At 47.2% G+C, this 21,939-nt stretch carries 22 protein-coding genes; 13 read left to right on the top strand and 9 right to left on the bottom strand.

Going from position 1 to position 21,939, the window contains the following annotated elements:
* Positions 1 to 29: 29 nt before the first annotated feature.
* From ABMY42_RS14210 to ABMY42_RS14200, 3 genes are read right to left on the bottom strand one after another with little or no spacing between them, the layout of a single operon-like run.
* Positions 30 to 497, bottom strand: coding sequence for a transcriptional regulator (locus ABMY42_RS14210; protein WP_349266455.1), 468 nt, complete (start codon positions 495 to 497; stop codon positions 30 to 32).
* The gene (locus tag ABMY42_RS14205) at positions 497 to 1,429 is read right to left on the bottom strand and encodes an ATP-binding cassette domain-containing protein (protein WP_017818310.1); all 933 of its coding nucleotides are present in this window, start codon (positions 1,427 to 1,429) and stop codon (positions 497 to 499) included. The genes ABMY42_RS14210 and ABMY42_RS14205 overlap by 1 nt, the downstream gene beginning before the upstream one ends.
* A complete protein-coding gene (locus tag ABMY42_RS14200; protein WP_050908194.1) occupies positions 1,426 to 2,280 on the bottom strand; it encodes an ABC transporter ATP-binding protein in 855 nt (284 codons plus the stop codon). Before ABMY42_RS14200 ends, ABMY42_RS14205 begins: the two co-directional genes overlap by 4 nt.
* Positions 2,281 to 2,641: 361 nt before the next feature.
* On the opposite strand from ABMY42_RS14200, the gene ABMY42_RS14195 reads away from it, so the two are divergent.
* A complete protein-coding gene (locus ABMY42_RS14195; protein WP_005448843.1) occupies positions 2,642 to 2,839 on the top strand; it encodes a hypothetical protein in 198 nt (65 codons plus the stop codon).
* Between the two features lie 166 nt (positions 2,840 to 3,005).
* The gene (ribA, locus tag ABMY42_RS14190; protein ID WP_009702145.1) at positions 3,006 to 4,064 is read left to right on the top strand and encodes a GTP cyclohydrolase II; all 1,059 of its coding nucleotides are present in this window, start codon (positions 3,006 to 3,008) and stop codon (positions 4,062 to 4,064) included.
* Between the two features lie 95 nt (positions 4,065 to 4,159).
* Here the strand turns inward: ribA and ABMY42_RS14185 are convergent, their stop codons facing one another.
* On the bottom strand, positions 4,160 to 4,915 hold the full coding sequence (locus ABMY42_RS14185) for a transporter substrate-binding domain-containing protein (RefSeq protein ID WP_017189801.1): 756 nt from the start codon (positions 4,913 to 4,915) through the stop codon (positions 4,160 to 4,162).
* A gap of 68 nt (positions 4,916 to 4,983) precedes the next feature.
* On the opposite strand from ABMY42_RS14185, the gene ABMY42_RS14180 reads away from it, so the two are divergent.
* The 3 genes from ABMY42_RS14180 (at position 4,984) to ABMY42_RS14170 (ending at position 8,065) form a co-directional block, all read left to right on the top strand.
* Positions 4,984 to 6,909, top strand: coding sequence for an ATP-binding protein (locus tag ABMY42_RS14180; RefSeq protein ID WP_005448856.1), 1,926 nt, complete (start codon positions 4,984 to 4,986; stop codon positions 6,907 to 6,909).
* 94 nt (positions 6,910 to 7,003) lie between these two features.
* Positions 7,004 to 7,213: a DUF3283 family protein gene (locus tag ABMY42_RS14175; protein ID WP_005448858.1), complete on the top strand. Its 210-nt coding sequence runs from the start codon at positions 7,004 to 7,006 to the stop codon at positions 7,211 to 7,213.
* Positions 7,214 to 7,348: 135 nt separating this feature from the next.
* The gene (locus ABMY42_RS14170) at positions 7,349 to 8,065 is read left to right on the top strand and encodes a YebC/PmpR family DNA-binding transcriptional regulator (protein WP_017189799.1); all 717 of its coding nucleotides are present in this window, start codon (positions 7,349 to 7,351) and stop codon (positions 8,063 to 8,065) included.
* 83 nt (positions 8,066 to 8,148) lie between these two features.
* On the opposite strand, the gene rodA is transcribed toward ABMY42_RS14170, so the two are convergent.
* The 3 genes from rodA to ABMY42_RS14155 form a co-directional block, all read right to left on the bottom strand.
* Positions 8,149 to 9,231 (bottom strand): rod shape-determining protein RodA, encoded by a 1,083-nt coding sequence (gene rodA, locus ABMY42_RS14165; protein WP_005428884.1) that lies wholly within the window; start codon positions 9,229 to 9,231, stop codon positions 8,149 to 8,151.
* 304 nt (positions 9,232 to 9,535) lie between these two features.
* Positions 9,536 to 10,546 (bottom strand): DUF2955 domain-containing protein, encoded by a 1,011-nt coding sequence (locus ABMY42_RS14160; protein WP_050908377.1) that lies wholly within the window; start codon positions 10,544 to 10,546, stop codon positions 9,536 to 9,538.
* Between the two features lie 10 nt (positions 10,547 to 10,556).
* A complete protein-coding gene (locus tag ABMY42_RS14155) occupies positions 10,557 to 11,606 on the bottom strand; it encodes an HlyD family secretion protein (RefSeq protein ID WP_047514603.1) in 1,050 nt (349 codons plus the stop codon).
* Between the two features lie 119 nt (positions 11,607 to 11,725).
* On the opposite strand from ABMY42_RS14155, the gene ABMY42_RS14150 reads away from it, so the two are divergent.
* The 8 genes from ABMY42_RS14150 to ABMY42_RS14115 all read left to right on the top strand — a co-directional run bounded on the left by ABMY42_RS14150 (position 11,726) and on the right by ABMY42_RS14115 (position 19,363).
* Positions 11,726 to 12,646 carry a LysR family transcriptional regulator gene (locus ABMY42_RS14150; protein WP_274877375.1) on the top strand — a complete coding sequence of 307 codons (921 nt, stop codon included), beginning with the start codon at positions 11,726 to 11,728 and terminating at the stop codon, positions 12,644 to 12,646.
* Positions 12,647 to 12,730: 84 nt separating this feature from the next.
* A complete protein-coding gene (locus tag ABMY42_RS14145; protein ID WP_005383200.1) occupies positions 12,731 to 13,399 on the top strand; it encodes a hypothetical protein in 669 nt (222 codons plus the stop codon).
* A gap of 9 nt (positions 13,400 to 13,408) precedes the next feature.
* Positions 13,409 to 14,107 carry an ABC transporter ATP-binding protein gene (locus ABMY42_RS14140; RefSeq protein WP_005448872.1) on the top strand — a complete coding sequence of 233 codons (699 nt, stop codon included), beginning with the start codon at positions 13,409 to 13,411 and terminating at the stop codon, positions 14,105 to 14,107.
* Positions 14,095 to 15,363, top strand: coding sequence for an ABC transporter permease (locus ABMY42_RS14135; RefSeq protein WP_110414915.1), 1,269 nt, complete (start codon positions 14,095 to 14,097; stop codon positions 15,361 to 15,363). The genes ABMY42_RS14140 and ABMY42_RS14135 overlap by 13 nt, the downstream gene beginning before the upstream one ends.
* Positions 15,356 to 16,141, top strand: a complete 786-nt coding sequence (locus ABMY42_RS14130) for an outer membrane lipoprotein-sorting protein (RefSeq protein ID WP_349266454.1) — start codon at positions 15,356 to 15,358, stop codon at positions 16,139 to 16,141. The genes ABMY42_RS14135 and ABMY42_RS14130 overlap by 8 nt, the downstream gene beginning before the upstream one ends.
* A gap of 45 nt (positions 16,142 to 16,186) precedes the next feature.
* On the top strand, positions 16,187 to 17,533 hold the full coding sequence (locus ABMY42_RS14125) for a hypothetical protein (protein ID WP_349266453.1): 1,347 nt from the start codon (positions 16,187 to 16,189) through the stop codon (positions 17,531 to 17,533).
* A complete protein-coding gene (locus ABMY42_RS14120; RefSeq protein WP_017818319.1) occupies positions 17,534 to 18,556 on the top strand; it encodes a sensor histidine kinase in 1,023 nt (340 codons plus the stop codon). It begins immediately after the preceding gene.
* 15 nt (positions 18,557 to 18,571) lie between these two features.
* The gene (locus ABMY42_RS14115) at positions 18,572 to 19,363 is read left to right on the top strand and encodes a LytTR family DNA-binding domain-containing protein (RefSeq protein ID WP_045371237.1); all 792 of its coding nucleotides are present in this window, start codon (positions 18,572 to 18,574) and stop codon (positions 19,361 to 19,363) included.
* 139 nt (positions 19,364 to 19,502) lie between these two features.
* Here ABMY42_RS14115 and ABMY42_RS14110 read toward each other — a convergent pair whose 3' ends face one another.
* A complete protein-coding gene (locus tag ABMY42_RS14110; protein WP_005448882.1) occupies positions 19,503 to 19,997 on the bottom strand; it encodes a peptidylprolyl isomerase in 495 nt (164 codons plus the stop codon).
* 122 nt (positions 19,998 to 20,119) lie between these two features.
* On the bottom strand, positions 20,120 to 21,781 hold the full coding sequence (locus ABMY42_RS14105) for a methyl-accepting chemotaxis protein (protein ID WP_005448883.1): 1,662 nt from the start codon (positions 21,779 to 21,781) through the stop codon (positions 20,120 to 20,122).
* Positions 21,782 to 21,939: the final 158 nt, after the last annotated feature.

Here is a 21,939-nt window from a genome sequence, read left to right as displayed (position 1 = left end):
AAACAAGCAACCTTGATCATCTTTCCGGATTAATGACGTAATCCTTGATCATGCTTCCTAGTTTCATTCCAATTTAACGATCGCATCAACGCAACGTGTGACTCGATCAAGCTGCTTGCTTGTTGCTGCCACTCATTTTGATCGTGCTGTTGATTGCAAAACTCCAACGCCAGAACGGTCAAATGTTGCAATCGTTTGAGGCACCAATCCTTGATTAGAAGATCGACCATCGGTTGGCAAGCCGCGTGTTCTAGCTTTGCACTGGTGTACTGTAGGATTTGAAATGCTTTTTTATGGTCTTGATGCCTAGCGTATTGAAAGACTCTTAGGCAGCCATCTAGCCAACAAGCGATGGCTTTACTCTGTTCGTCCGTTAATTCTGGACCAAATACAGAAACAGGGGCTTGATATAAGATCGCTTCTAATCTTTCTACTTGATCATGCTTCCGATTATCGTACCAATCTGAAATATGATCTTGCCAGGTAATCAAATTCATTAAGCTGCCTCAGTCCATTGTTTTACAAAGTGATTTGGTCCGATTTGATCGAATTCTTCAACGACAACACTGCTGCGATTACGGATCTCATCGGCATCTACTGAATAGTTTGGTTCACTTTCCACTAAGTTGCCAAACGGCAGATCAGGATCTGGCACCGCAGAGATCAACAACTTAGTGTACGGATGCTGTGGGTTCTTTAAGATCGCTTGAGTGTCCCCCCACTCTACGATCTGTCCTTTGTACATTACTGCGGTTTCTTCGGCGATGTAATGTGCGGTTGCAAGGTCGTGAGTGATATACAGAAATCCGATTCCAAGCTCTTTCTTCATGCGCTGCATTAGGTTGAGCACACCCAAACGAATCGACACATCCAGCATCGATGTTGGCTCATCGGCAAGGATAAGTTGTGAGCCTACCGCCAGAGCTCGCGCGAGATTGACGCGTTGACGTTGACCGCCACTAAGTTCATGAGGGAACTTGTTCAGAGTTTCCTCTGGCAGCTCGACCAAATCCAGCAGTTCTAACAGCTTGGCTGGGATTTCTTTGTCACTCTTCACCTGCTTATGAATCTTCAGTGGGCGAGTTAAGTGATGACGAATAGTATGGGTTGGGTTTAAAGAGCCAAACGGGTCTTGAAACACCATTTGGACCTTGCTGCGATAATCCTGAATCTCAGCGCGAGCGGTAATATCGTTGACGTTTTTCCCGTTAAATAGGATTTCACCATCACTGGCTGGATACACTTTGGTAATTAATCGAGCGCAGGTACTTTTCCCACAACCAGACTCGCCTACCAGAGCAAGGGTCTTTCCTGCATAAAGATCAAAACTCACGCCCTGAAGCGCGCGGAAGGTTTCTTCTTTGGCAAAACCACCACCGACTTTGAATTCCTTGATCACGTTTTTCATTTGGATGATCGGTTCACTCATGCTGGTGCTCCTTCCGTTTGCGGTTGTTTGTGTACATCGTGGATATTTGGGAATGAAGCCCATAGCTTTTGGGTGTATTCATGTTGAGGATGATTGCGGATTTCGTATGAACTATTCACTTCGACAATCTTGCCGTGGCGCATGATGGCAATGCGGTCGCACAATTGGCTCATGAGCGCTAAATCGTGGGTAATAAAGAGCACAGAGAAACCAAATTCGTCACGCAACTGATAGATTTGCTGCAAGATTTCGCGTTGAACCACTACATCAAGTGCTGTGGTTGGCTCGTCCATGATGATCAATTTGGGATTGAGGGATAGGGCAATCGCAATCACTAAACGCTGACGCATGCCTCCGGAGAACTGGTGTGGGTATTCTCCCAGACGATTTCTCGGAATGTTGACCAAGTCGAGAAGCTTCTCTGCGCGGTCTTTGGCTTGCTCGTTAGTTAACCCTTTGTGGTGGCGTAATACGTCGGCAAATTGTTCCTGAACCGTGAGTACCGGATTCAGCGAGTTCATGGCACTTTGGAACACCATCGCAATCTCGCTCCAGCGTAGCGTATTTAGCTCATTATCAGGTAGGCGAAGGATGTCTCTGCCTTCAAATAGAATTTGTCCACCAGAGATAAACGCGGGCGGCTTGTGTAGACGGTTGATAGAGAAAGCAATGGTACTTTTGCCGCAGCCAGATTCTCCAGCCAGACCAAATATTTCGCCCTTGCCAATATCAAAGCTCACTGATTTAACAGCATTGAAGTCACCGTTATCAGTGATGTAGTCCACGCATAAGTCTCTGATCTGAATAACAGGATCAGAGTGGAATGCCTGGTTCAGGTTAAGTTCACTCATAATTACACCGTACCAATACAAAAGATAATTATTATCATTATCAGGTGTGTAAGGTTTGCGAAAGATAAAACCGTCTAATCAGTGAAGTGACTCGAAAGTTGAGTGTAATAAAAAGATTTTTTTCCGTTATGGAAGTGTGAATTTATGAGGGAAAAATGAGAGCTGGATCAGCTCACTTTTCGTAGGGGGAATTCTTCAAATCTAAACGCTAAAAACGTGGTTTGCAAAAACTAAATGATGAATCTATTAAAGAGTTAATGAAAGGTCGAAAGGGGTCACATTTCCCCACTGTTTTTCTTACCTCTGCATTGGGGGTTTGCTATAGATTACCCATCGAAAACATGGTGTGTTCGGAGGAAATATGTCCATTAATTCTATCGACCATGAAGAGATGAGCAACATCGCTCACAAATGGGAACTCCCAGAAGAAGAAGCCGTTGTGAGACCCGAGAAAACCGTGAAGTCTGCCGAAGCAAGACGTCGTATTGAAGCACTTCGAGAAATCCGTGAAAGCGGCTTGAGCATCGAAGAAGCAAGGGAACTTGGCTTAATTCACTAATTCTCACACTGCGGTATAAAAACCATGGGGTAGTCATAGGGCTGCCCTTTTCATTTTTCTGATTTACAACCAATTATTTGACTTTCTTACCCTGCGTTACTAAAGCTTATATCAATAGCAATATGCTTTTTGTTGACTATTAAACAGCAACGTCAGGAGTACGATTATGGTTGATCAGATCCTTTTCTATGAGCCCGATGAATCCCACGGTTTTCTCTCCAACTTTTGCCAAGCTCCAATCAAAGTTTCCACCCAATCTTGGCCCACCAGCGAACATTATTATCAAGCTCAAAAATTCAGTGACCTCAAACTGCAAAACAAAATCCTCTTAGCGAAAAGCCCCGACGAAGCCTTTGCTTTAAGCCGTAAGTATCAGCACCTAGTCCGAGAAGATTGGGATAACGACAAACTTTCTGTGATGGCGTTTATCGTCCGTGAGAAGTTTTTGCAAAATCCTCAGCTTGCCAAACAGTTGATGCAGACAGGAAACGCCTGTCTTACCGAACATTCGCACAAAGATGCCTTCTGGGGCGATGGCGGTGATGGCTCTGGTGAAAACCATTTAGGGGAGATTCTGATGAACGTACGTGCTGAACTAAAACATGTAGAGCCATATAGTCTGGTTCGCTTTGTCGATAAAGCCAAACTGCCAACTCAATGGGGCACGTTTATCATGCATGGTTTTATCGAGAACGCGACAGGAAAAGAACATCTCGCCTTGGTGTATGGTGACCCTGCAAACAGTAAAGCGCCGCTGATTCGCCTGCATTCAGAATGCTTAACTGGTGATGCGCTGTTCAGTACGCGTTGTGATTGCGGCTTCCAGCTGAACCGTGCATTGCAAAACATTGTCGAAGAAGGCTGCGGTGTGCTGCTTTATCTGCGCCAAGAGGGCAGGGGGATTGGCTTAATCAACAAGATTCGTGCGTATCACTTGCAAGACGAAGGCGCAGACACGGTCGAAGCCAATGAACGTCTTGGCTTTGCCGCAGATATGCGTGACTACGCGTTTTGCAAAGGGATGCTGGAGCATCTTGGAATCGATGAAGTACGTTTGATGACCAACAATCCACGTAAGCTTGCAGCACTGACGAAGGTGAACATCAACGTGATAGAAAGAGTGCCACTGCAAGAGGGCAATAACCCGCATAACCAACATTATCTGCAAACCAAAGCCAATAAGCTCGGTCACATGTTCGATCCCAAATTTGTTGAACAAGATTAAGCGCTCGAACAAGATTAGTTGCAGAGATGAAATAAAAATAAAACCGCCAGCTTATCCAAGCTGGCAGTTTTTTATGATTGCTAAGGCGTGGGTGACTAGATGTATTTTTTGATGATGTCGTCGATTTTTCCTGAATTTTTAAGCTCCGCTAAGCGTTTATTGATGAAGCTCTGTACTTTTGGATTCATCTCTGGAGAGAAAGCCAAATAGATGGAGTAGTCAGGGATGATTGAACTGAAAGATTGGATCTGGAAGTCTCCCATTGGCAACTCTAGGCGTTTGATGTTGTATACCACGCGCGATTCCATTTCGACGAAGGCGGTATCACCAGGAGTTCGTTGCAGAACGCGATAAGCAGCGTCGTAGTCTTTGACGCGCATTTCATTGACGGTGCCGTTTTCAAAGAATGGGCTAAGGTTAGGATAATCGAAGCCAAGCAGCAGTACGATAGAACGACCTTGCATATGCTGCATATCGCTAAATTTGAATGGCGCTTTGCTGCTGGACACGAGTACGTGTTTTACAGTGTAAATAGGCTGTTCAGAGAGGTTTTCCGATTGCACTTTCCCCCAATTCGGGCTGCCATAAGTGACCCAGTTTTCCTCGCCGCCCGCTTCGAGTACCGAAATCATGCGCTTGAATGGGTAGGTGTGGTATTTCACTTCGTAATCGGATTCCGCAAAGATGGCACTGACGATATCAGTCACAATTCCAGAGTGTTGCTCTCCTTGCTGCTCTATTTGAAATGGGCGGGCTTGCTCAGCAATTACGTAATAATTCACTTCGCTTGCCATAGAGTATGAGCTTAAGGCCATAAAACTAAAGCCTAATGTACGTAAGAGTCCTTTCATCCTAACCTCGATTATTGTCGTGACGTGACTATATTTATAGTAGCGCAAGTTTAAGGGAGCGATTTCATATGGAGATAAAAGAGCGAGCTCAACGCCGATTTAGTATCGGAAATCAATTGATGCTGGCGATTTTTGCGTTGAGTTTAATCTTTACCGTGATCATCTCTTCGATCAGCCTTTATCGTGATTTCAACGATGATCTCGCTCGCCTAGATGTAGAACTTGAACAGGTAAAAACCAGCTACCTGTCCAGTTTCTCTGCCAGTTTGTGGGTTGAAGATAGAGAACTGTTACGCACTCAGGCTGAAGGCGCAATGCGCCTACCCTCTGTGGACTATCTAAGAATTGCCACCCCAGATGAAGTGATCTTCGAACTAGGTAGCGCATTAACGGAAGATCGGATCGAGCGTCAATGGCCGTTGAAATACGAAATGGGGACGAAAATTTATGATCTCGCCGAAGTGACGGTGCAATCAGATCTTAGCCCGATCTATCAAGGGTTATGGCAAACCTTCTTTTTTCTTGTGATCGCGGAAGCGATCAAGATCTTCTTACTCATCATTGGTGTTTTATGGGTGGCATTTCGTTTGATGGTGAAACCACTAGAGTTGCTCTCCGGTGCGGTGAGCGATTTCAGTGGCGGTCATGTACCAAGTAAAGTGACATTGCCAAAACGTTGGTTCTTTGATGAAGTGAGTTTGTTGGAACGCAAATACAACCGAAGTGTTGAGCGTGTGAAAGAACACCAAGCTGAAATCGAAGAGGCACGTGACAAAGCTGAAGTGGCAAACCGTAAGAAAAGCGAATTTCTTGCCACCATGAGCCATGAAATTCGTACGCCAATGAACGGGATTATCGGTATCGCTTCGTTGCTCGGAGATACCAAACTCGATGATCAACAAAAAGATTTCGTTTCTATCATTAACAGTTCTTCAAACTCGTTGATGGTCATCATCGACGACATCCTCGACTTTTCCAAAATTGAAGCGGGTAAGATTGAGTTAGAAACCACGACCTACAATCTACTCGATTTACTTCACGAGGTCGGGCGTCTTCATACTGTCAAAGCTCAACAAAAAGGGCTTCAACTGGTTTGTGATATCGACCCTCAGTTACCTTTAGAAGTCGAAGGGGATGTTGGCAGACTCAAACAAGTGTTAAGCAATCTGCTCAGTAACGCGGTGAAGTTCACAGAGCGCGGGCATGTTAAGTTAATGGTGTCGCAGGTGAGCCGAGAAGAGGGTGTTGCCAGCGTGCATTTTCGTGTTGTGGACTCGGGTATTGGGATTGCCAAAGAGAACCAACAAGCGGTGTTTGAGAAGTTTCAGCAAGCTGATGGCAGTACCACTCGTAAGTACGGCGGTACTGGTTTGGGTTTAGCGATTTGCAGTAGTTTGGTCGAAGTGATGGGCGGAGAAATCCGTCTGACCAGTGAACCCGGTCTAGGCAGTTGTTTTGAATTTACTATTCCACTCAATATCGTCAGTGAAAAGGCTATTTCTCCTCAGACACCAAATGTGTTCGATTTTCCGAATGGTGAGAGTAATGCCATCACTTCTGAGTGTATTAACTCAGCCAAAGACGAGGGAAAACCTTGGATTCTGGTGGTGGAAGACACGGCAGTGAACCAGAAAGTGGTACGCATGATGCTAGAAAAACTCGGAATGCAGGTGAATGTTGCCGAACATGGTGAAGAAGCGCTCCAGCAATGCCAAGCGCATAAATTCGATTTGATATTGATGGACTGTCAAATGCCAGTGATGGATGGATTTATTGCCACTGAAAACATTCGCAAGATGGATGAGTGGGGACAGCAAGTGCCGATCATTGCTTTGAGTGCGAATGTCATCAAGGAAGATCAAAAGCGCTGTTTTGATGTTGGCATGAATGAGTTTGTTGCTAAGCCGGTGACGAAAGAACGGTTACAGCAAATCTTTGAGCGATATCTACCAGACTCCTTGCAAACACGATCGAATCCAAAACAAGCAACTTGAAATTGATCAAGTAAAGTGCGTTTCACTTCTTAAAAGTCAAATCTGTGTGCTATAGTGCGCGGCTAGTATTTATTAAAGTACCTTGAGGCTGTGAATGTCGTTCAATCTATCCCTGTTGCCGCCTGACGAGAAAAACAAAGTCGAGCTTGATAAACAAGCGTCGTTTTTGGTTTGGAAGCTTAAAGAAGCAAAATCTGGTCCTGAGGTAATAGACGAACAGCTGTCTAAGATTAACGACGCTGACGAGAAAGTGTTTTTTCAACAGGCGGTCGATAAGTACAAACGAGTAATGGGTGTCGCATAAAGCGAACCGTGGCTCTGGTGTAAACCACAGCGGCGAATGAGGTTTCCTCCCCATTCCTTTGCAAGGTGAAAGGTAAAACTGTTCACTCTTTGCTAAAATCCTTCGCATTAAATTTGAATTTAGAGAGACATCCCGATGGGAAGAAGTTTTGAAGTGCGCAAAGCCTCTATGGCGAAAACTGCAGGCGCAAAAATTAAAGTTTATTCCAAATACGGTAAAGAAATTTACATGTGCGCGAAAAACGGTGGTGGTGATCCAGACATGAACTTGTCTCTGAAGCACCTGATCGCAAAAGCGAAAAAAGACCAAGTTCCTGCACACGTTATCGATAAAGCGATCGACAAAGCGAACGGCGGCGGTGGTGAAGACTACACTCCAGCACGTTACGAAGGCTTTGGTCCTGGCGGCACAAGCGTGATCGTAGACTGTCTAACAGACAACGGTAACCGTACATTCCAAGACGTTCGCCAATGCTTTGTTAAAGTGGGTGCGAAAATTGGTGTTGAAGGTTCTGTTTCTCACATGTTCGATCACCAAGCTGTATTCCAGTTCAAAGGCGAAGATGATGAAATCATCCTAGAAACGCTGATGATGGAAGATGTGGACGTTACTGACGTTGAGCTAGAAGATGGTGTTATCACTGTATTCGCACCTCACACAGAGTTCTTCAAAACAAAAACTGCGCTTAACGGTGCATTCCCAGATCTAACGATCGACGTTGAAGAAATCACATTCGTACCGCAAACGAACACGCCAGTAACAGGCGAAGACGCAGAGAAATTCCAGAAGTTCCTAGACCTTCTAGATGACTGTGACGACGTTCAACAGGTATACCACAACGGCGAACTATAATTCGGTTCATTAGTTGTAAAAAAGGCTTCCCTCGGGAAGCCTTTTTTGATCGTGTTGTTTGTCTTTTCTATCGTGACTAGCGTTTAAGTGTTTCGGTACTTGGAATAACACAGCGACATGATCACGCCAAAACAGATGCCTTGAGTCAGCATCGCCGTACCACCGTAGCTAAAGAACGGCAGTGGACTGCCCATTACTGGTAACAAGCCACTTACCATGCCGGTGTTGATGAAGGCATAGAGGAAGAAGCTCATTGCTAATGCACCGCTTACTAAGCGACTGAAGAAATGCTCAGATTGGCACGCTAGCAGCATCACACGCGCCGTAATGAATAAATACAACGCTAACAACACCACACAACCAATAAATCCCCATTCTTCTGCGTAGGTCGAAAAGATGAAGTCGGTATGGCTCTCTGGAATAAACCCTAACGTACCTTGAGTAGCATTCATCCAGCCTTTACCTTTCATGCCGCCAGAACCAATCGCAATCAATGATTGGATGATTTGGTAGCCTGAACCCAGTGGATCCGACTCTGGATGCAAGAACTGCGTTACACGGCTCTTTTGATACGCTTCCATCACAAAGAACCAAAGTATTGGTGCCAGCGTTAGAATGCTCACCAAAAAGCCGCCAATGATCTTCCAGCTCATGCCTGCAAAGAACAGTACAAACAACGCGTAAATCACGGTGAAGATAGCGCCGTCTAAGTCTGGTTGTAAGGCAATCAAGCCCGCAGGCACAAAGGTGATCAGCAAACAGAAAGCAATTTTGCGAATGTCTGGTCGCCCACCTTCTAGATGCAGCATCCACGCGATCATAATGGGAATGGAGAGCTTGATCAGCTCAGAGGGTTGAAAGCGGAAGAAGCCAATATCAAGCCAGCGCTGTGAGCCATTGGTGCTATCACCAAACAGTGCAACGGCAGCCAAGAGCGAAACCGCAACCAGATACAAATAAGGCGCTGAACGTTGATAACTGGACGCAGGAATCGACGACATGACCAAGATACACACCAGCGTCAAACCGCATCGAGCGAGGTGCTTAAATAGCATAGCTTCATTAAATCCACTGGCACTCCAGAGAGTGAGTGAACTCAATAGCATGATCGGAATGATCGCCATCAGCAATGGCAAATCAATCCTAGGGAAGAAACGCTTGTTCATCTTCTACAACCTAAAAACGCCCCAACGCGGGGCGAAAACAACCAGAACTCTGCGAGCTCAAACTATTCCGATGCTAAGAATCCAATTTGGAAATAACAGACACCACGCAAAGGTGTGCAAGAGAGGAGTGTGCGACGCCGCCTGTTATGGGTAAGCTGACTTGGAAAGTCGTGGGAAGGATAAATACACCAGGCTGAGGTTTTGCGCCACACTTTTTATAAGGTTGAAATGGAAATTGGTACAGACAGCGCAATGAAATGAGCAGATTCGCCTTAAGTATTGAGCACTTAAGGCGATGGCATGATTAGGCCTGGGCTTTTTCTGGTTTGTGCGTGAAATGGTACAACGCCCACAGCACAAACAAAGTCACGGTGAGCTCCCAAGCTCGGAGGAAGGTGCTCTCCAAGCCCAGTTCATTGCTGGTCATGTAAAGTTGAATCGGCAACATGGTCGCCAATAACGCATCGGCATGGACATCTTTGGCTGGGCCTTTCGCTTTTGCCATTGATGCGGTAATCATAAAGGCAAGCAGACCCAATACGATGGTGTAGTAACCGAACGTGGACTGATGCCCAGCCATTAGTAAGGTGAACACTACAGCTAATGCACAGCCGCCCACCTGAGTTTGAAAACGGCGGTCAACCACGTCGATAAAGCTTTTGTGTGTGGTTTGTGTTGCGGCGGCAATCACAGGCACCAAACAAAACGTTGCTGAGATGATGTCGACAATCATCAAGAACGCCACACCAAGACCAATCAACGCGAGTGAAATCGCTCGGTTCTCAAACGTAACAGGCTCTTCTTCAAATGCTGGTGGTTTGCCGCCACGTTCAACAGGGAATAGAGCTACCATGGTTTTCGCGACGACCATGGTAATCAGCATCGACAGCAAGATTTCATGAATGCGCATTGGCATGTCCATGGTGGTATGCTGAGCAAACACCACAATCAGAATCCAGTTGAAGGTTGGCATTAGCATCTGACCTTTCTTCGGCGGTGTGGTCGCTCTGCGGCGCATAAAGTCGAAGAAGAACAAGCTAATGGTCCACACCACAAACGGATGCTGCGAAAACACTTCAGTTACCACTAATGCTGCACTTGCTGCTAATAACGTAGGTAGCAAGGTGCGAAGCAGACCAAGCCAAGAATAGTCTTTGTTCTTGGTCATGATGATGGTTGGGTACAGCGCCAGATAAACTGGAGAATCAAGGTTCAGCAGTTTGCCCAGCACCATACAAATTGTCACAGTAAGGGCGACACGCAGTGCTTCATTGCGCTCGGAACGACTTTGAAACAGGCTTTCGAAGGTCCACATGGTTCACCCCCTAGTAGATGTAGCGGAACATCGCTACCAAGTGAATCCAAGCTGAGCCAATGACATCCATGATTGGATTGCCGCTTTCAACGATCACACTTGCTCGTGAACCAGAAATCATAGAAGGATCCAACTCGTTAACTGTAATGCGAGTACGCACTTTCTGTTGCTCACGGATCCAACGAGTATCATTGGTTACGCTAGAAAGCTGTCCATTAGCATTGTTGGTATCGTAAATCGCACGCTCTTGGCTGCTGACTTCACCAGTAAATACTTTGCCTGGTAGCGCATCGAAGGACACCAACACTTCGCGACCATTCGTTAGCTTATCAATGCCTTTTTCGTTGAAGTCTGCACTGATCCACGCATGAGCTTCGTCCACCAGCATCAATGACGCTGTGCCTTGTGTGATGTAGCTGCCTGATTGCAGTTGCAAGTTCGTTACCACGCCTTCGGTTTGCGCCACGATTTGGGTATGGCTTAAATCCAGCTCCGCACTGGCAAGTTTTGCTTCTGCCAACTCGATAGCTGCCGTACGGTCTTGAGTAGAAAGCTCTGCCTCAATGCGCTTCACTTCTGCGTTCGCTGCTTCCACCGCACTGCTGGCGACTTGTGTATTAGTGATCGCGTCATCCAGCTCTTGCTCAGTTGCTAGCCCTTTATTGCGAAGTTTCTGGTTACGTGTCAGTTTTTGCTTCGCGTTGTGGTATTCGAACTCGCGTTGGCTTTGGGTTTGTTTCGCTGCTGCCAATTGTTGCCATTTCGCGGAATCTGATTCACGTGCTTGGCGCAGTTCGGCTTTGGCTTGTGCCACTTTCAATTGGTAGCTGCTGGCATCGATAGCAAACAGTGGCTGACCTTTTTCAACCAATTCACCGTTATTCACCATCACATCTGTGATTACGCCAGATACCTCCGGCGCAATGGTTGCGACATTACGATGCAGTGTCGCTTGGGTGGTGAAAGGAGAAACATTGTCTGAGGTGACTAAAAAAGCGGAGAATAAAGCTGCCGCTGAAAAAACAGTGTATATCGCGTATTTATAAAAATTTTCTTTCACGTCTGTACCTAGTATTCATTCGTTATTACGCGCCGCGTTCACGGCATATTCGGGTCTCTTTTCTACGTGGGCTAGGTTATACTCATCTAAAATTGGAAAAAATAACCAATGGAAGAAGTATGAATTCCATATTTGGAAACGTTGATGATCTGTACCTGTTTTGCTCAGTGGTTGAGCAAGGCTCTCTGCTCGCGGCGGCGAAAAAGCTCGAACTGCCGGTCTCTACTATGTCTCGTCGTTTATCGGCGCTGGAAGCGCGACTAGGATTGAGATTGCTGGAGAAGAAAGGACGTGAGTTGGTGGCAACCGAGACAGGTTTACAGGCGTTTGATCAGCTCAGCAGTGCGATGTCTCAGATTGAATCCGGCATCTTGCAGCTCAATCAGCAAAGCCAAGAAGTGGAGGGGCGAATCCGATTGGTGATGCCAAGCCGCTTCTACAATGACTTAGTCGACAAGGTGGTTGAGGATTACATCAAAACCTATCCAAAAGTGACCATTGATCTATTGCTTAGCCAAGTGAATTCGATTCCAGAAACCGATCGCGATCTGGTGGTGACGTTCGATTTGGATGGTTTGGACGATATGATCGCGCGCCCGTTGTTTAAAGTAGAGCACGCTTTCTTTGTTAGCCCTGAATATCTAGCGCAAGCGGGCGGCAGCATTGAAAGCTTAGAGGATTTAGCCAAGCAAGACTGGGTAGCCAGCACACACACCACACAAGTGCCAATCTATCAGCAAGACAAGCTGGTGGACATGCTCAACTGCAAGCCGCGCTTAGTGGTCAATGACATAACCGCGGTGATCAAAGCGGTGGAAAACGGTTTGGGAATTGCGTCGATCCCATTACGCCACGTTAAGCCTGAATTGAATCTCGTGCGCGTCGCAACATCCTACAGCCGCGGGGATCGCGAAGCCTATTTGGTTTATCGTCAGCGTAACTATCAGCCTAAAGCGCTGACCTTAATGGTCGAAGCGATTTTGCTGGCTTCAGAGGAGCGAAACCATTCATCCTCTCTCAATACCATTCACTCCACATAACTGCCATTGGTCGCATGCAAAAGCAGCGTGCGATTTTCTCCCTTAATCTGAAACCATCAAATCACGTTCAACTAAGGACAGTACATGATGGTTTCTCAATCTCGCTCAATCAAAGCTCTTAAACTGGCAAGTACGTTTATCGCCGCATTTGCACTTAGCAGCAATCTGGCTCTGGCTAACCCAAGCGAGCGTACACTCAGTCAATTCAACCAAGCAGCGCAAGGTGACTCCGGCTTAGTTGATACCGTTTACGGCGAATTATCCAAACAACTCGAAGAGCAAGGCGCAACACCGGTGACCTTGGTTTACTTAGGCAGTGCTGAGACGTTGCAAGGTCGTGAGGCGTTTATGCCTTGGAACAAGATGAAGTTCACCGAGCGCGGTCTTGCCACAATCCAAAAAGGTTTGGACCTAATGGCGAATCAGCCAGTACCACTGCAAGAGCAACAACGCTTACAAGGCTTACCTGAATATCAACTGGCCACCGCCATGGCAGCCACTACCTTTACTTCTCTACCTGACATGTTCAATCACTTTGAGCGTGGCTACGAGCTGTACCTTTCTCTGCTCGATGAACCGAGTTTTAGCCAACAACCTTTCGCCGCAACGTCTTGGATTTATCGCTACGCCATTGAAGCAGCATTGCGCGCTGAAGATGTTCAACAAGCCAAAATATGGTTAGCGCAAATGGAGCAGTTGGGTGACAGCAATTTAGAAACGCAAACCGCAAAAGCGCTGCTAGCGAAATATTAGGGAGGCGTCATGATCGTTTTTAATCAACTTAGCCGCGATTACGCCCTTGGCAACCAAACGGTGCGTGCATTGCGAGACGTGTCTGGTGAAGTGTTTGCTGGCGAAATGGTGGCTCTGTGTGGACCGTCTGGCTCAGGCAAAAGCACCTTACTTAACGTGCTTGGTATGCTGGATACTCAATATCAAGGTCAGGTGACATTTGCCGGTAGCCCATACCCAACCGGGCAAATGCAGGCGGCGAAAATGCGCCGTGAAAAGCTTGGTTTTGTGTTCCAAAAATTCAATCTGGTGCCTGTGATGACGGCGTTGGAGAACGTGGCGTATCCGCTGCATCTCAACGGCTTTTCAAAAGCAGAACAAACCGAGCTCGCCACACAAATGTTAGAACACGTTGGCTTGGGCGAGTTTATTCATCACATGCCCGATAACTTGTCGGGCGGTCAGCAACAACGCGTGGCAATTGCGCGCGCCTTAGTGCACAAACCGGCGCTGGTGATTGCTGATGAGCCAACCGCAAGCCTTGATAGCCAAACTGCCAACAAGGTCATCGACATTATGAAAGGGCTCGGACACGAGCTTGGCACCACTTTTATCGTCGCCACACACGACCCTCGTATGGCATCCCGTTGTGATCGCACCATTGAATTGGTGGATGGCAAAATTACCCAAACGCACGCAAGTGTGGAGGAGGTTTCATGGGCAAGCTAATTCCTGTTTCGGTTCGTCTTGCTTGGTTGAACCTGCAACGTAATCGCCGTCGCAGTTTGTTGTCGATGCTGATCATCGCTATTGCCGTGTTTGCGTTAACCAGTGCGGGTGGTTTTGGTCTGTATACCTACGACAGTTTGAAAGAATCGACAGCACGTGACACGGGGCATCTGACGTTAACCACACCGGGTTACTTCGCCAAAGAAGAAGAGATGCCGCTGAGTAATGGGTTAACTCATGCGGACGACATCACCAAGCAATTGATTGGCTTGAATGAAGTGCGAGGCGTACAGCCACGAGTTGAGTTCAGCGGTTTGATTTCCAACGGCAACAAGTCATCGATCTTTATCGGCATTGGTGTTAACGAGCGCGAATTCGATATGAAAGGACCGTTTTTGGATGTGCGCGAAGGGCACACGCTATCCAACATTCATGCTTCGCGTTATGACCCAGCAGAGCCAGAAGTGATGCTTGGCGTTGATTTGGCGAACAACTTAAGCGTGCACGTTGGCGATTGGATTACCTTGCTGGCGACCACTACCGACGGTGCATTGAATGCGTATGACTTCAAAGTTCGTGGCATCTATTCAACAGGCGTACCAGAGCTTGATAAACGCCAGCTGTACGTACACATCAACAGCGCGCAATCGTTGTTGGGCTCAGACAAAGTCAGTGCACTATCGGTCTTCCTATTCGATACCAGTTTAACGAGCCAAGTCGAGCAACAAGTGGCTTCGGTTCTGAGTAAGCAAAAGCAGAACTTTGGCGATCAAGATATTGAGATTACGCCTTGGCAAGAACGTGCGTTCTTCTATCTCAAAGTGAAAGATTTGTACGACCGCATCTTCGGCATCATGGGCGCAGTAATGGCGTTGGTAGTCTTTGTCGCCCTGTTCAACACCATGACCATGTCGGTCACCGAGCGCACCCGTGAAATCGGCACCTTGTCAGCGCTTGGTAGCTACCCTCGCGAAATCATTGCTGGGTTCTTGCGCGAAGCAGGGTTACTTGCGGTGATTGGCAGCTTAATCGGCGCTTTGTTTACTGCGTTAGTCACCGTCTTACTGATGGTCGTGGATGTGCAAATGCCGCCACCGCCAGGACGCACAGAAGGTTACCCATTGACGATTTACTTCTCTTGGGAGCTGGTGGCTGTCGCAGGATTCGCGGTATTGATGATTTGTTTGGTTGCGGCGTTTTTCTCGGCGCGCAAAGGGGTGAACAAGCCAATTACGGAGGCACTGATTTATGTTTAATTTCAAATCACTATTACCAATTGCACTGCTGACGGTAAGCGGCGTTGCAAGCATGAATGTCAGTGCAAATGAAACAGCGCTAGATGCACAGCAAGTTGCGCAATTGATTGAAAAAGCCGACAGCTACCGCTTGCAAGATGATTCCTCCAAAGTGGTGTCACTGGTGCGCTTATATCAAGACCAAGAGTTAGATAAAACCCGCCTTTACCATGTGTACACGCGTCCAAATCGTGAATCGTTGGTGGTGTTCAAATCGGCAGTCGAAGCTGGGCAAAAGATGCTGATGATGGGCGACAACTACTGGCTGCAAATGCCAAAGAGCCGCCGTCCGATTCGCATTACGCCAATGCAAAAGCTGCTTGGTGAAGCGTCTATCGGCGACATCTCAACGCTGACGTGGAGCCAAGATTATCAAGGTGAATGGAAAGCGACAGAAACCGTCGCTGTGAACGGAGAAAGTGTCGCGGCTTATCACTTTGCTTTAACCGCGAAAACCAAAGGGGCGAGCTATCAGAAGATCGACTTGTGGTTGTCTGAGCAAGATGCGTTTCCAATCAAAGCTGATCTTTACTTGCGCTCTGGCAAACTCGCCAAGCAAGCGCAATACGGACGTGCAACTGACAACGGTGAAGACTACGTCAGTGAGATGACCTTGCTTGATAGCATTCAGCCGAGCAAAAAGACCGTTATCGAGTATCAAGAAATCGTGCCTTGGCAGCTGGATAACAAGTTCTACAACCCAAGCTATTTGCCGAAAGCCAATACGACTCAGCTTTAGCCTGAACTCCGTAAATAGAACCATGAAAACGAGCAAGGAAGTTACATGAAATCGCACCAGCCTAACCTTAACAAAAGCACCAGTTTGTTGATTGCTGCCTCATTGTGTGTGGGTGCGTCAGCCCCTGCTTTTGCCAATGACGAACTGAGTTTTGAGTGGGATTGGGCTGTCAGTTACGAAACTGCCAAGCAGCGTGACAGCGCATTTATGCAGGCGCAGGGCAGTTCTCGTGATTCACTTAATGCACTGTTGGATGTGCAAGTGAACTATCAAAACTTCAGTGGCTTGTTCGCTCTGTACAGCCAAGGTTTGTACCTCAATCAACAAGGTGAGAGTGACTGGTGGAGTGAAGCTGATAGCCAGTTGCTGATTCGTGAGCTGGCTTGGCTAGGGGAGTGGCAAGTCGGTGACACCACTCTTGATGTGAGTTTGGGTAAGTTGCGCGTGGATTGGGGCGTGGGTTATGGCTACCGACCTTTGGATCTGTTTAAGCCTTATCGACAAAACCCGGTTGGCTTAGTTGCAGAAGAAGGTGCGGGTGTGTTTTCACTTTCACACTACGATATGGCAGGCGAGTGGACGGTGATTGCGACGGATTCAAGCTGGGGGCAACAAGACCAAAGTGCACTTGATCAAGCCGCAGAGCAACAAGGTATTGGTATTCGTCGTTATGCGCTGGTGGGTGACACCGAGTATCAACTTATTGGTTATTACGATGATGTGCGCCGAGGTTTACTTGGCGCCAGTGCCATTGCCGTGTGGGATGAATCCATCGCCATGCACGGTTCCATGCTGTGGCAAAAGCAAAGTGTCGGCTATCAGTTTCAGCAGGATGATCTTTACCAACCCGTTTCAGTTGAGGAACAGGGAAGCGCATTCCAAGCTTTAGTTGGGATGAACTGGGCAAACCAAGCCGGACACAACGTGATTGCTGAATATTGGTACGACAGCCGAGCATGGTCGAAAAGCGAATGGCAGCAAGCAATAGAGCGTGGCGAATTACTCTCTCAGCTCCCTGAACCTAACAACTCTCTGTTGGCTAGCAGCGCTCTACTTGCGACAAGCTACGCCCAAGGGTTTCAGCACGCCAATATCGTTCAGCATAACGTAATGCTGCACTGGAGTTGGGATTTGGAAGCGTGGGCTGCATGGAACGGTAAAGCGGATATGGGCTGGCTAAGTGATGTAACCCCTACGTTGGATGTGATGTTGGCGCCACAAGATGGTGGTGTGATTGTCACGCAGTGGCTTAACTACCAATGGATTGATACTGGCGATCAAAGTGTAGAAGTGGAAGTTGCCGCACGCTTTTTAACCGGAGACGACCAATCTGCTTACGCACAAATCAATGATAAGCATATGATTGTTTTTAACATCAAAGGGAAATTCTAAATGTGTTCAGCAAAATCAGTGGTGAAAAGTGGATGGTCGCGTAGCTTATTAGTGACCACGGCATTTTGTCTCTTTATCGCAGCAATGACGCTTTCTGTTTGGGGGGGCTCATTCTACGTTCATGTTATGGTGAGTTTTGGATTTGGCTATTCGGCTATCTTCTTCTCATGGCTTGTCGACCGCCTGTTTCCTACCATTCCTCGTTTGGCGGAAGTGGCTATCTCGCTGACGGCTTGCTTATTGTTCGGTGTGGTAAACGCCCAGTTTTGGCTCGGAGAATATTTCGGCATCTCAGGTATGCTATCGGTTGGACTCATGGGGTTGTTATTCAGTGCCATGTGCTTTTTCTATTTCTATTCACGCGAGCAACATGCAATCGCGCAACGAGAGTTGGAAGCCATTAAGCGCGAGAAAGCAGAGCAAGATCGTGCGCTGTTGCTGAGCCAGCTTAAGCAGATGCAAAGCCAGATTGAACCGCATTTCCTATTCAATACTTTGGCGAATATCAGTGCACTCATGTCGCAAGATGTCGATAAAGCCAAGCTGATGCTAGAACAGTTAACCGCGCTGCTGCGTGCAACGCTCAAAAGCTCACGTGAAGAGCACACCACCATAGACAATGAAACGGCGTTACTTGAGGCTTACTTAGGCATCCAGCAAACCCGTTTAGGTGACCGACTCAGTTACAAGATTGAGGTAGAAGAGGGGCTAGGTAGAACCGAGTTACCGCCGATGATGCTTCAACCCTTAATCGAAAACGCCATCATCCATGGTATTGAGCCGAAGCGAGAGGGCGGCGAAGTCAGCTTACTCATTAAGCGCGAACAACAGAACTTGCAGATTGAAGTCAGAGACTCAGGTGTTGGCTTAAATCACGTGAGTGGGCACATGGGCTCTGGCGTCGGTTTAAGTAATCTCAAGCAGCGAGTTGAAGCTTTGTTCGCAGGGCAAGGGGAGGTTTCTATCAGTGAGTCTGCTCAGGGTGGCGTTTGTGTTCGCTTGCGCTGGCCAATGGAATCGTAATCAAGGAAGAAAGGAATGAATACAGGGTTTACTGCCATTATTGCTGATGATGAACCGCTATTGAGGCGTCATCTTGATAAAAGCCTAGCTGAAGTGTGGCCTGAGCTAGAGGTGATAGCCAAAGTCGCGGATGGTGAACAAGCGTTGCAAGCCATTGAGCAAAACCAACCTGACATTGCGTTTCTTGATATTCGTATGCCAGTTCTGGATGGCATGACACTAGCGCAAAAACTCAATCAACTCGCCAATCCACCTTTGATTGTGTTTGTCACTGCGTACGATGATTACGCCATCAAAGCCTTTGAACAAAATGCCGCCGATTATTTGCTCAAGCCTATCTCGGATGAGCGCCTCCTGACGACGTGTGAAAGAGTGAAAGCACGCCTTGCTAAGCGAGAGCAAGAAAGCAGTAATGTTCAGATGAGCAGCCTGTTAGAACAGTTACAACAATTATCCGCGCCACAAACGCCGCAATATCTTCAGTGGATCAAAGCGACGCAAGGGGAAGATATTCATCTGATTGCCACGTCTGATGTGTTGTATTTCAAAGCGGAAGAAAAATACGTTTCTGTATATGCCCAACAAGGACAAGGCAAAGTGCAGGAGTATTTGATTCGTACATCGTTGAAAGAGTTGATAGGGCAGCTTAACCCAGAACAGTTCTGGCAAGTGCACCGTTCAAGCGTGGTGCAAGTGTGCAAAATTAGCAAAGTAAACAAAGACTTTGCAGGCAGAATGTTTGTTCACGTTGGGGAAAACAAGCTTCCCGTGAGCCGTGCATCTCAAAGTTTGTTCAAAGGGATGTAATCGCTAGAACTGCTCACTCTTTACACTGTAAACTCGCTGCTCATTTTTTCAGCAGTAGAAACAAAAAGCGCCTAGGTCATAAGACGTTAGGCGCTTTTTTCGTTTTATAGTGATGACCTCTCCGAAGAGGCGAATGGGTTTATTCGCTGACCGTCACTTTCTCAATAATGATTGGATCGCATGGCACATCATCGTGACCAAGCTTAGAGGTCGTTTTCACTTTCGCGATGCGGTTTACGACATCCATACCCGCAGTCACTTTACCAAACACGGCGTAGCCCCAGCCTAGGTTGGTGGTTGCGGTGTGGTCTAGGAAATCATTGTCTTCCAAGTTAATGAAGAATTGTGCTGTTGCAGAGTGCGGTGCATCGGTACGCGCCATTGCGATAGTGCCTACAAGGTTCTTTAGACCACGGTTTGCTTCGTTCGCGATAGGGGCGCGTGTTGGCTTTTCTGCCATGTCTTCGGTATGACCGCCACCTTGGATCATAAAGCCGTCAATAACGCGGTGGAAAATAGTGCCGTTGTAGAAGCCATCTTCACAGTATTTTTTGAAGTTTTTTGAGCTAACTGGTGCTCGTTCTAGGTTCAGTTCAATCTCGATATCACCGAAATTGGTGGTCATGATAATCATCTGGTTTTGCCCTTGTAGGTGCTTAGTTGGCGGCATTATAGCTAAGTCGTATGAGGATAGCAGAAACAAAAACAGCGACGTTTTGGCGTCGCTGTTTGCATAGTAAATGGGTGAGGAAAGCGTTAAACCGTAAAGCGACCGACCAAGTCGTACAGCTCGTTAGCTTTGTGGTTAAGGTTGCCACTGCCTGCACGGTTTTGGTTGGCAAGGTGTGCCGATTGGCTGCTTTGTTGAGAGATCACTTCAATACGTTGTGAAATCTCTTGCCCAACTTGGCTTTGCTCTTCGGTTGCCGTTGCGATCAAGGTGTTCATGTCCATGATGTTAGCAATTGCGGCTTGGATTTCTTGCAGTGCGGCAGAGGCAGCTCGTGCTTCCTCAACCGTTGCTTCACCACGCGCTTGGCTTGAACCCATGGCTTTCACTGCTGCATCCGAGCCAGACTTCAACTGCTCAATCATTTGGTGAATTTCGCCTGTGCTGTCTTGAGTGCGACTCGCCAGTTTACGAACCTCATCGGCAACGACCGCAAAGCCGCGACCTTGTTCGCCTGCACGTGCTGCTTCAATGGCTGCGTTTAGTGCCAATAGGTTGGTTTGCTCGGCAATGTCTTGAATCACTTCTAGCGAAGAAGAAATGTTTTGTACATCGCTTTCTAAGCGAGAAATCACCGTGCTGGCTTCCGACACCTCTAGCGCGAGCGCTTCGACAGAGCTCGCTGCGGAATCAACAATGTGTTTCGCTTGCTGTGAGTTATCATCGGCGTCTTTGGCGGATTGCGCCGCTTGGTTAGCGTTGCTGGAAATCTCGTGCGCCGTTGCTGTCATCTCGGTCATTGCCGCAGCGACTTGTTCGGTTTCTTCACGTTGACCTGAAGCCAATTCGTCCACTTGCGACGCTCGCTGTGACATGTCGTTGGTCTCTGAAACCACTTCTTGCCCAACATGGCTAACACTCTTGATGATGCCTTGCAGGCTTTCAACAAAGATATTGAAGTTACGGCTAAGCTGAGTGAACTCCGGTACGCTTGATTCTTCCATGCGTGCGGTTAAGTCGGCATCGCCTTGCGCGAAAGAGTGAATTGAAGCATCAAACTGCTCAATAGGCTTCATGATGCTGCGGTTAACAAACACCGCGAAGACTGCGACGATAGCTGCAATCGAGACACAGAATAGAGCGATCGCAGTCAGTGTGGTGTTGAGAGCCTGATGCGCAGCTTCTTCCATGTTTGCCACAATGGCATCGATATCGTCAGTATAGAAGCCCGTACCCAGCATAAGATCCCATTCAGGAATAAAGACGGAGTAGCTTAGTTTCGGTAGCGCTTCGCTCTGACCGAGTTTTGGGAAGTAATAAGTCGTGAACTCACCAGTTTTGGAATTTTTGAGCAAATCCTGAATCAGGTAATTGCCTTTCTTATCCTGCAAGTTATAGAAGTTTTCCCCGATGCCTTTGGTGTTTTTACCCACTACGACGCGAACGCCTTTTGAATCGTAGCCAAAGATGTAACCGGATTGACCGAACTCCAGCTGTTTCAAGATAGGCAGAGCCTCTTCAAGTGGGGCGTTTTGAGCGAGTAGTGGCTCGACAGCGGAACGCGCCATTTGGACGTAGTTTTTGAGCTCAGCTTTTTTCATCTCCATCATTTGACTTCGAGTCTGCTCAATCTCGTGTTCGTTATAGGCAGTGGTTTGTAGGTAGGTGAACCACATCATGCCTATTGCCATGGTTAGAATTGGAATTATTGAAAGGATATATAGTCGTTTTCTGATCGTCAGATTCATAGAGACGTCCTTCTCTCGGCGCAGCGTTACAAGTGACAAGCTGAATAAGCCTGCCTGATAAAATTATTAATACTTATTGTTGTAATGCTTAGAGATTAACCGAGTTAATCAATCAGAAGTACAGGAAGTTTATAAATTTAGACTAAGGTCGTAGCATT

The sequence above is a fragment of the Vibrio sp. SSH13-20 genome, from assembly GCF_040104475.1.
Taxonomy (GTDB): domain Bacteria; phylum Pseudomonadota; class Gammaproteobacteria; order Enterobacterales; family Vibrionaceae; genus Vibrio; species Vibrio harveyi.
This window is presented reverse-complemented; position numbering and strand designations above follow the sequence as displayed.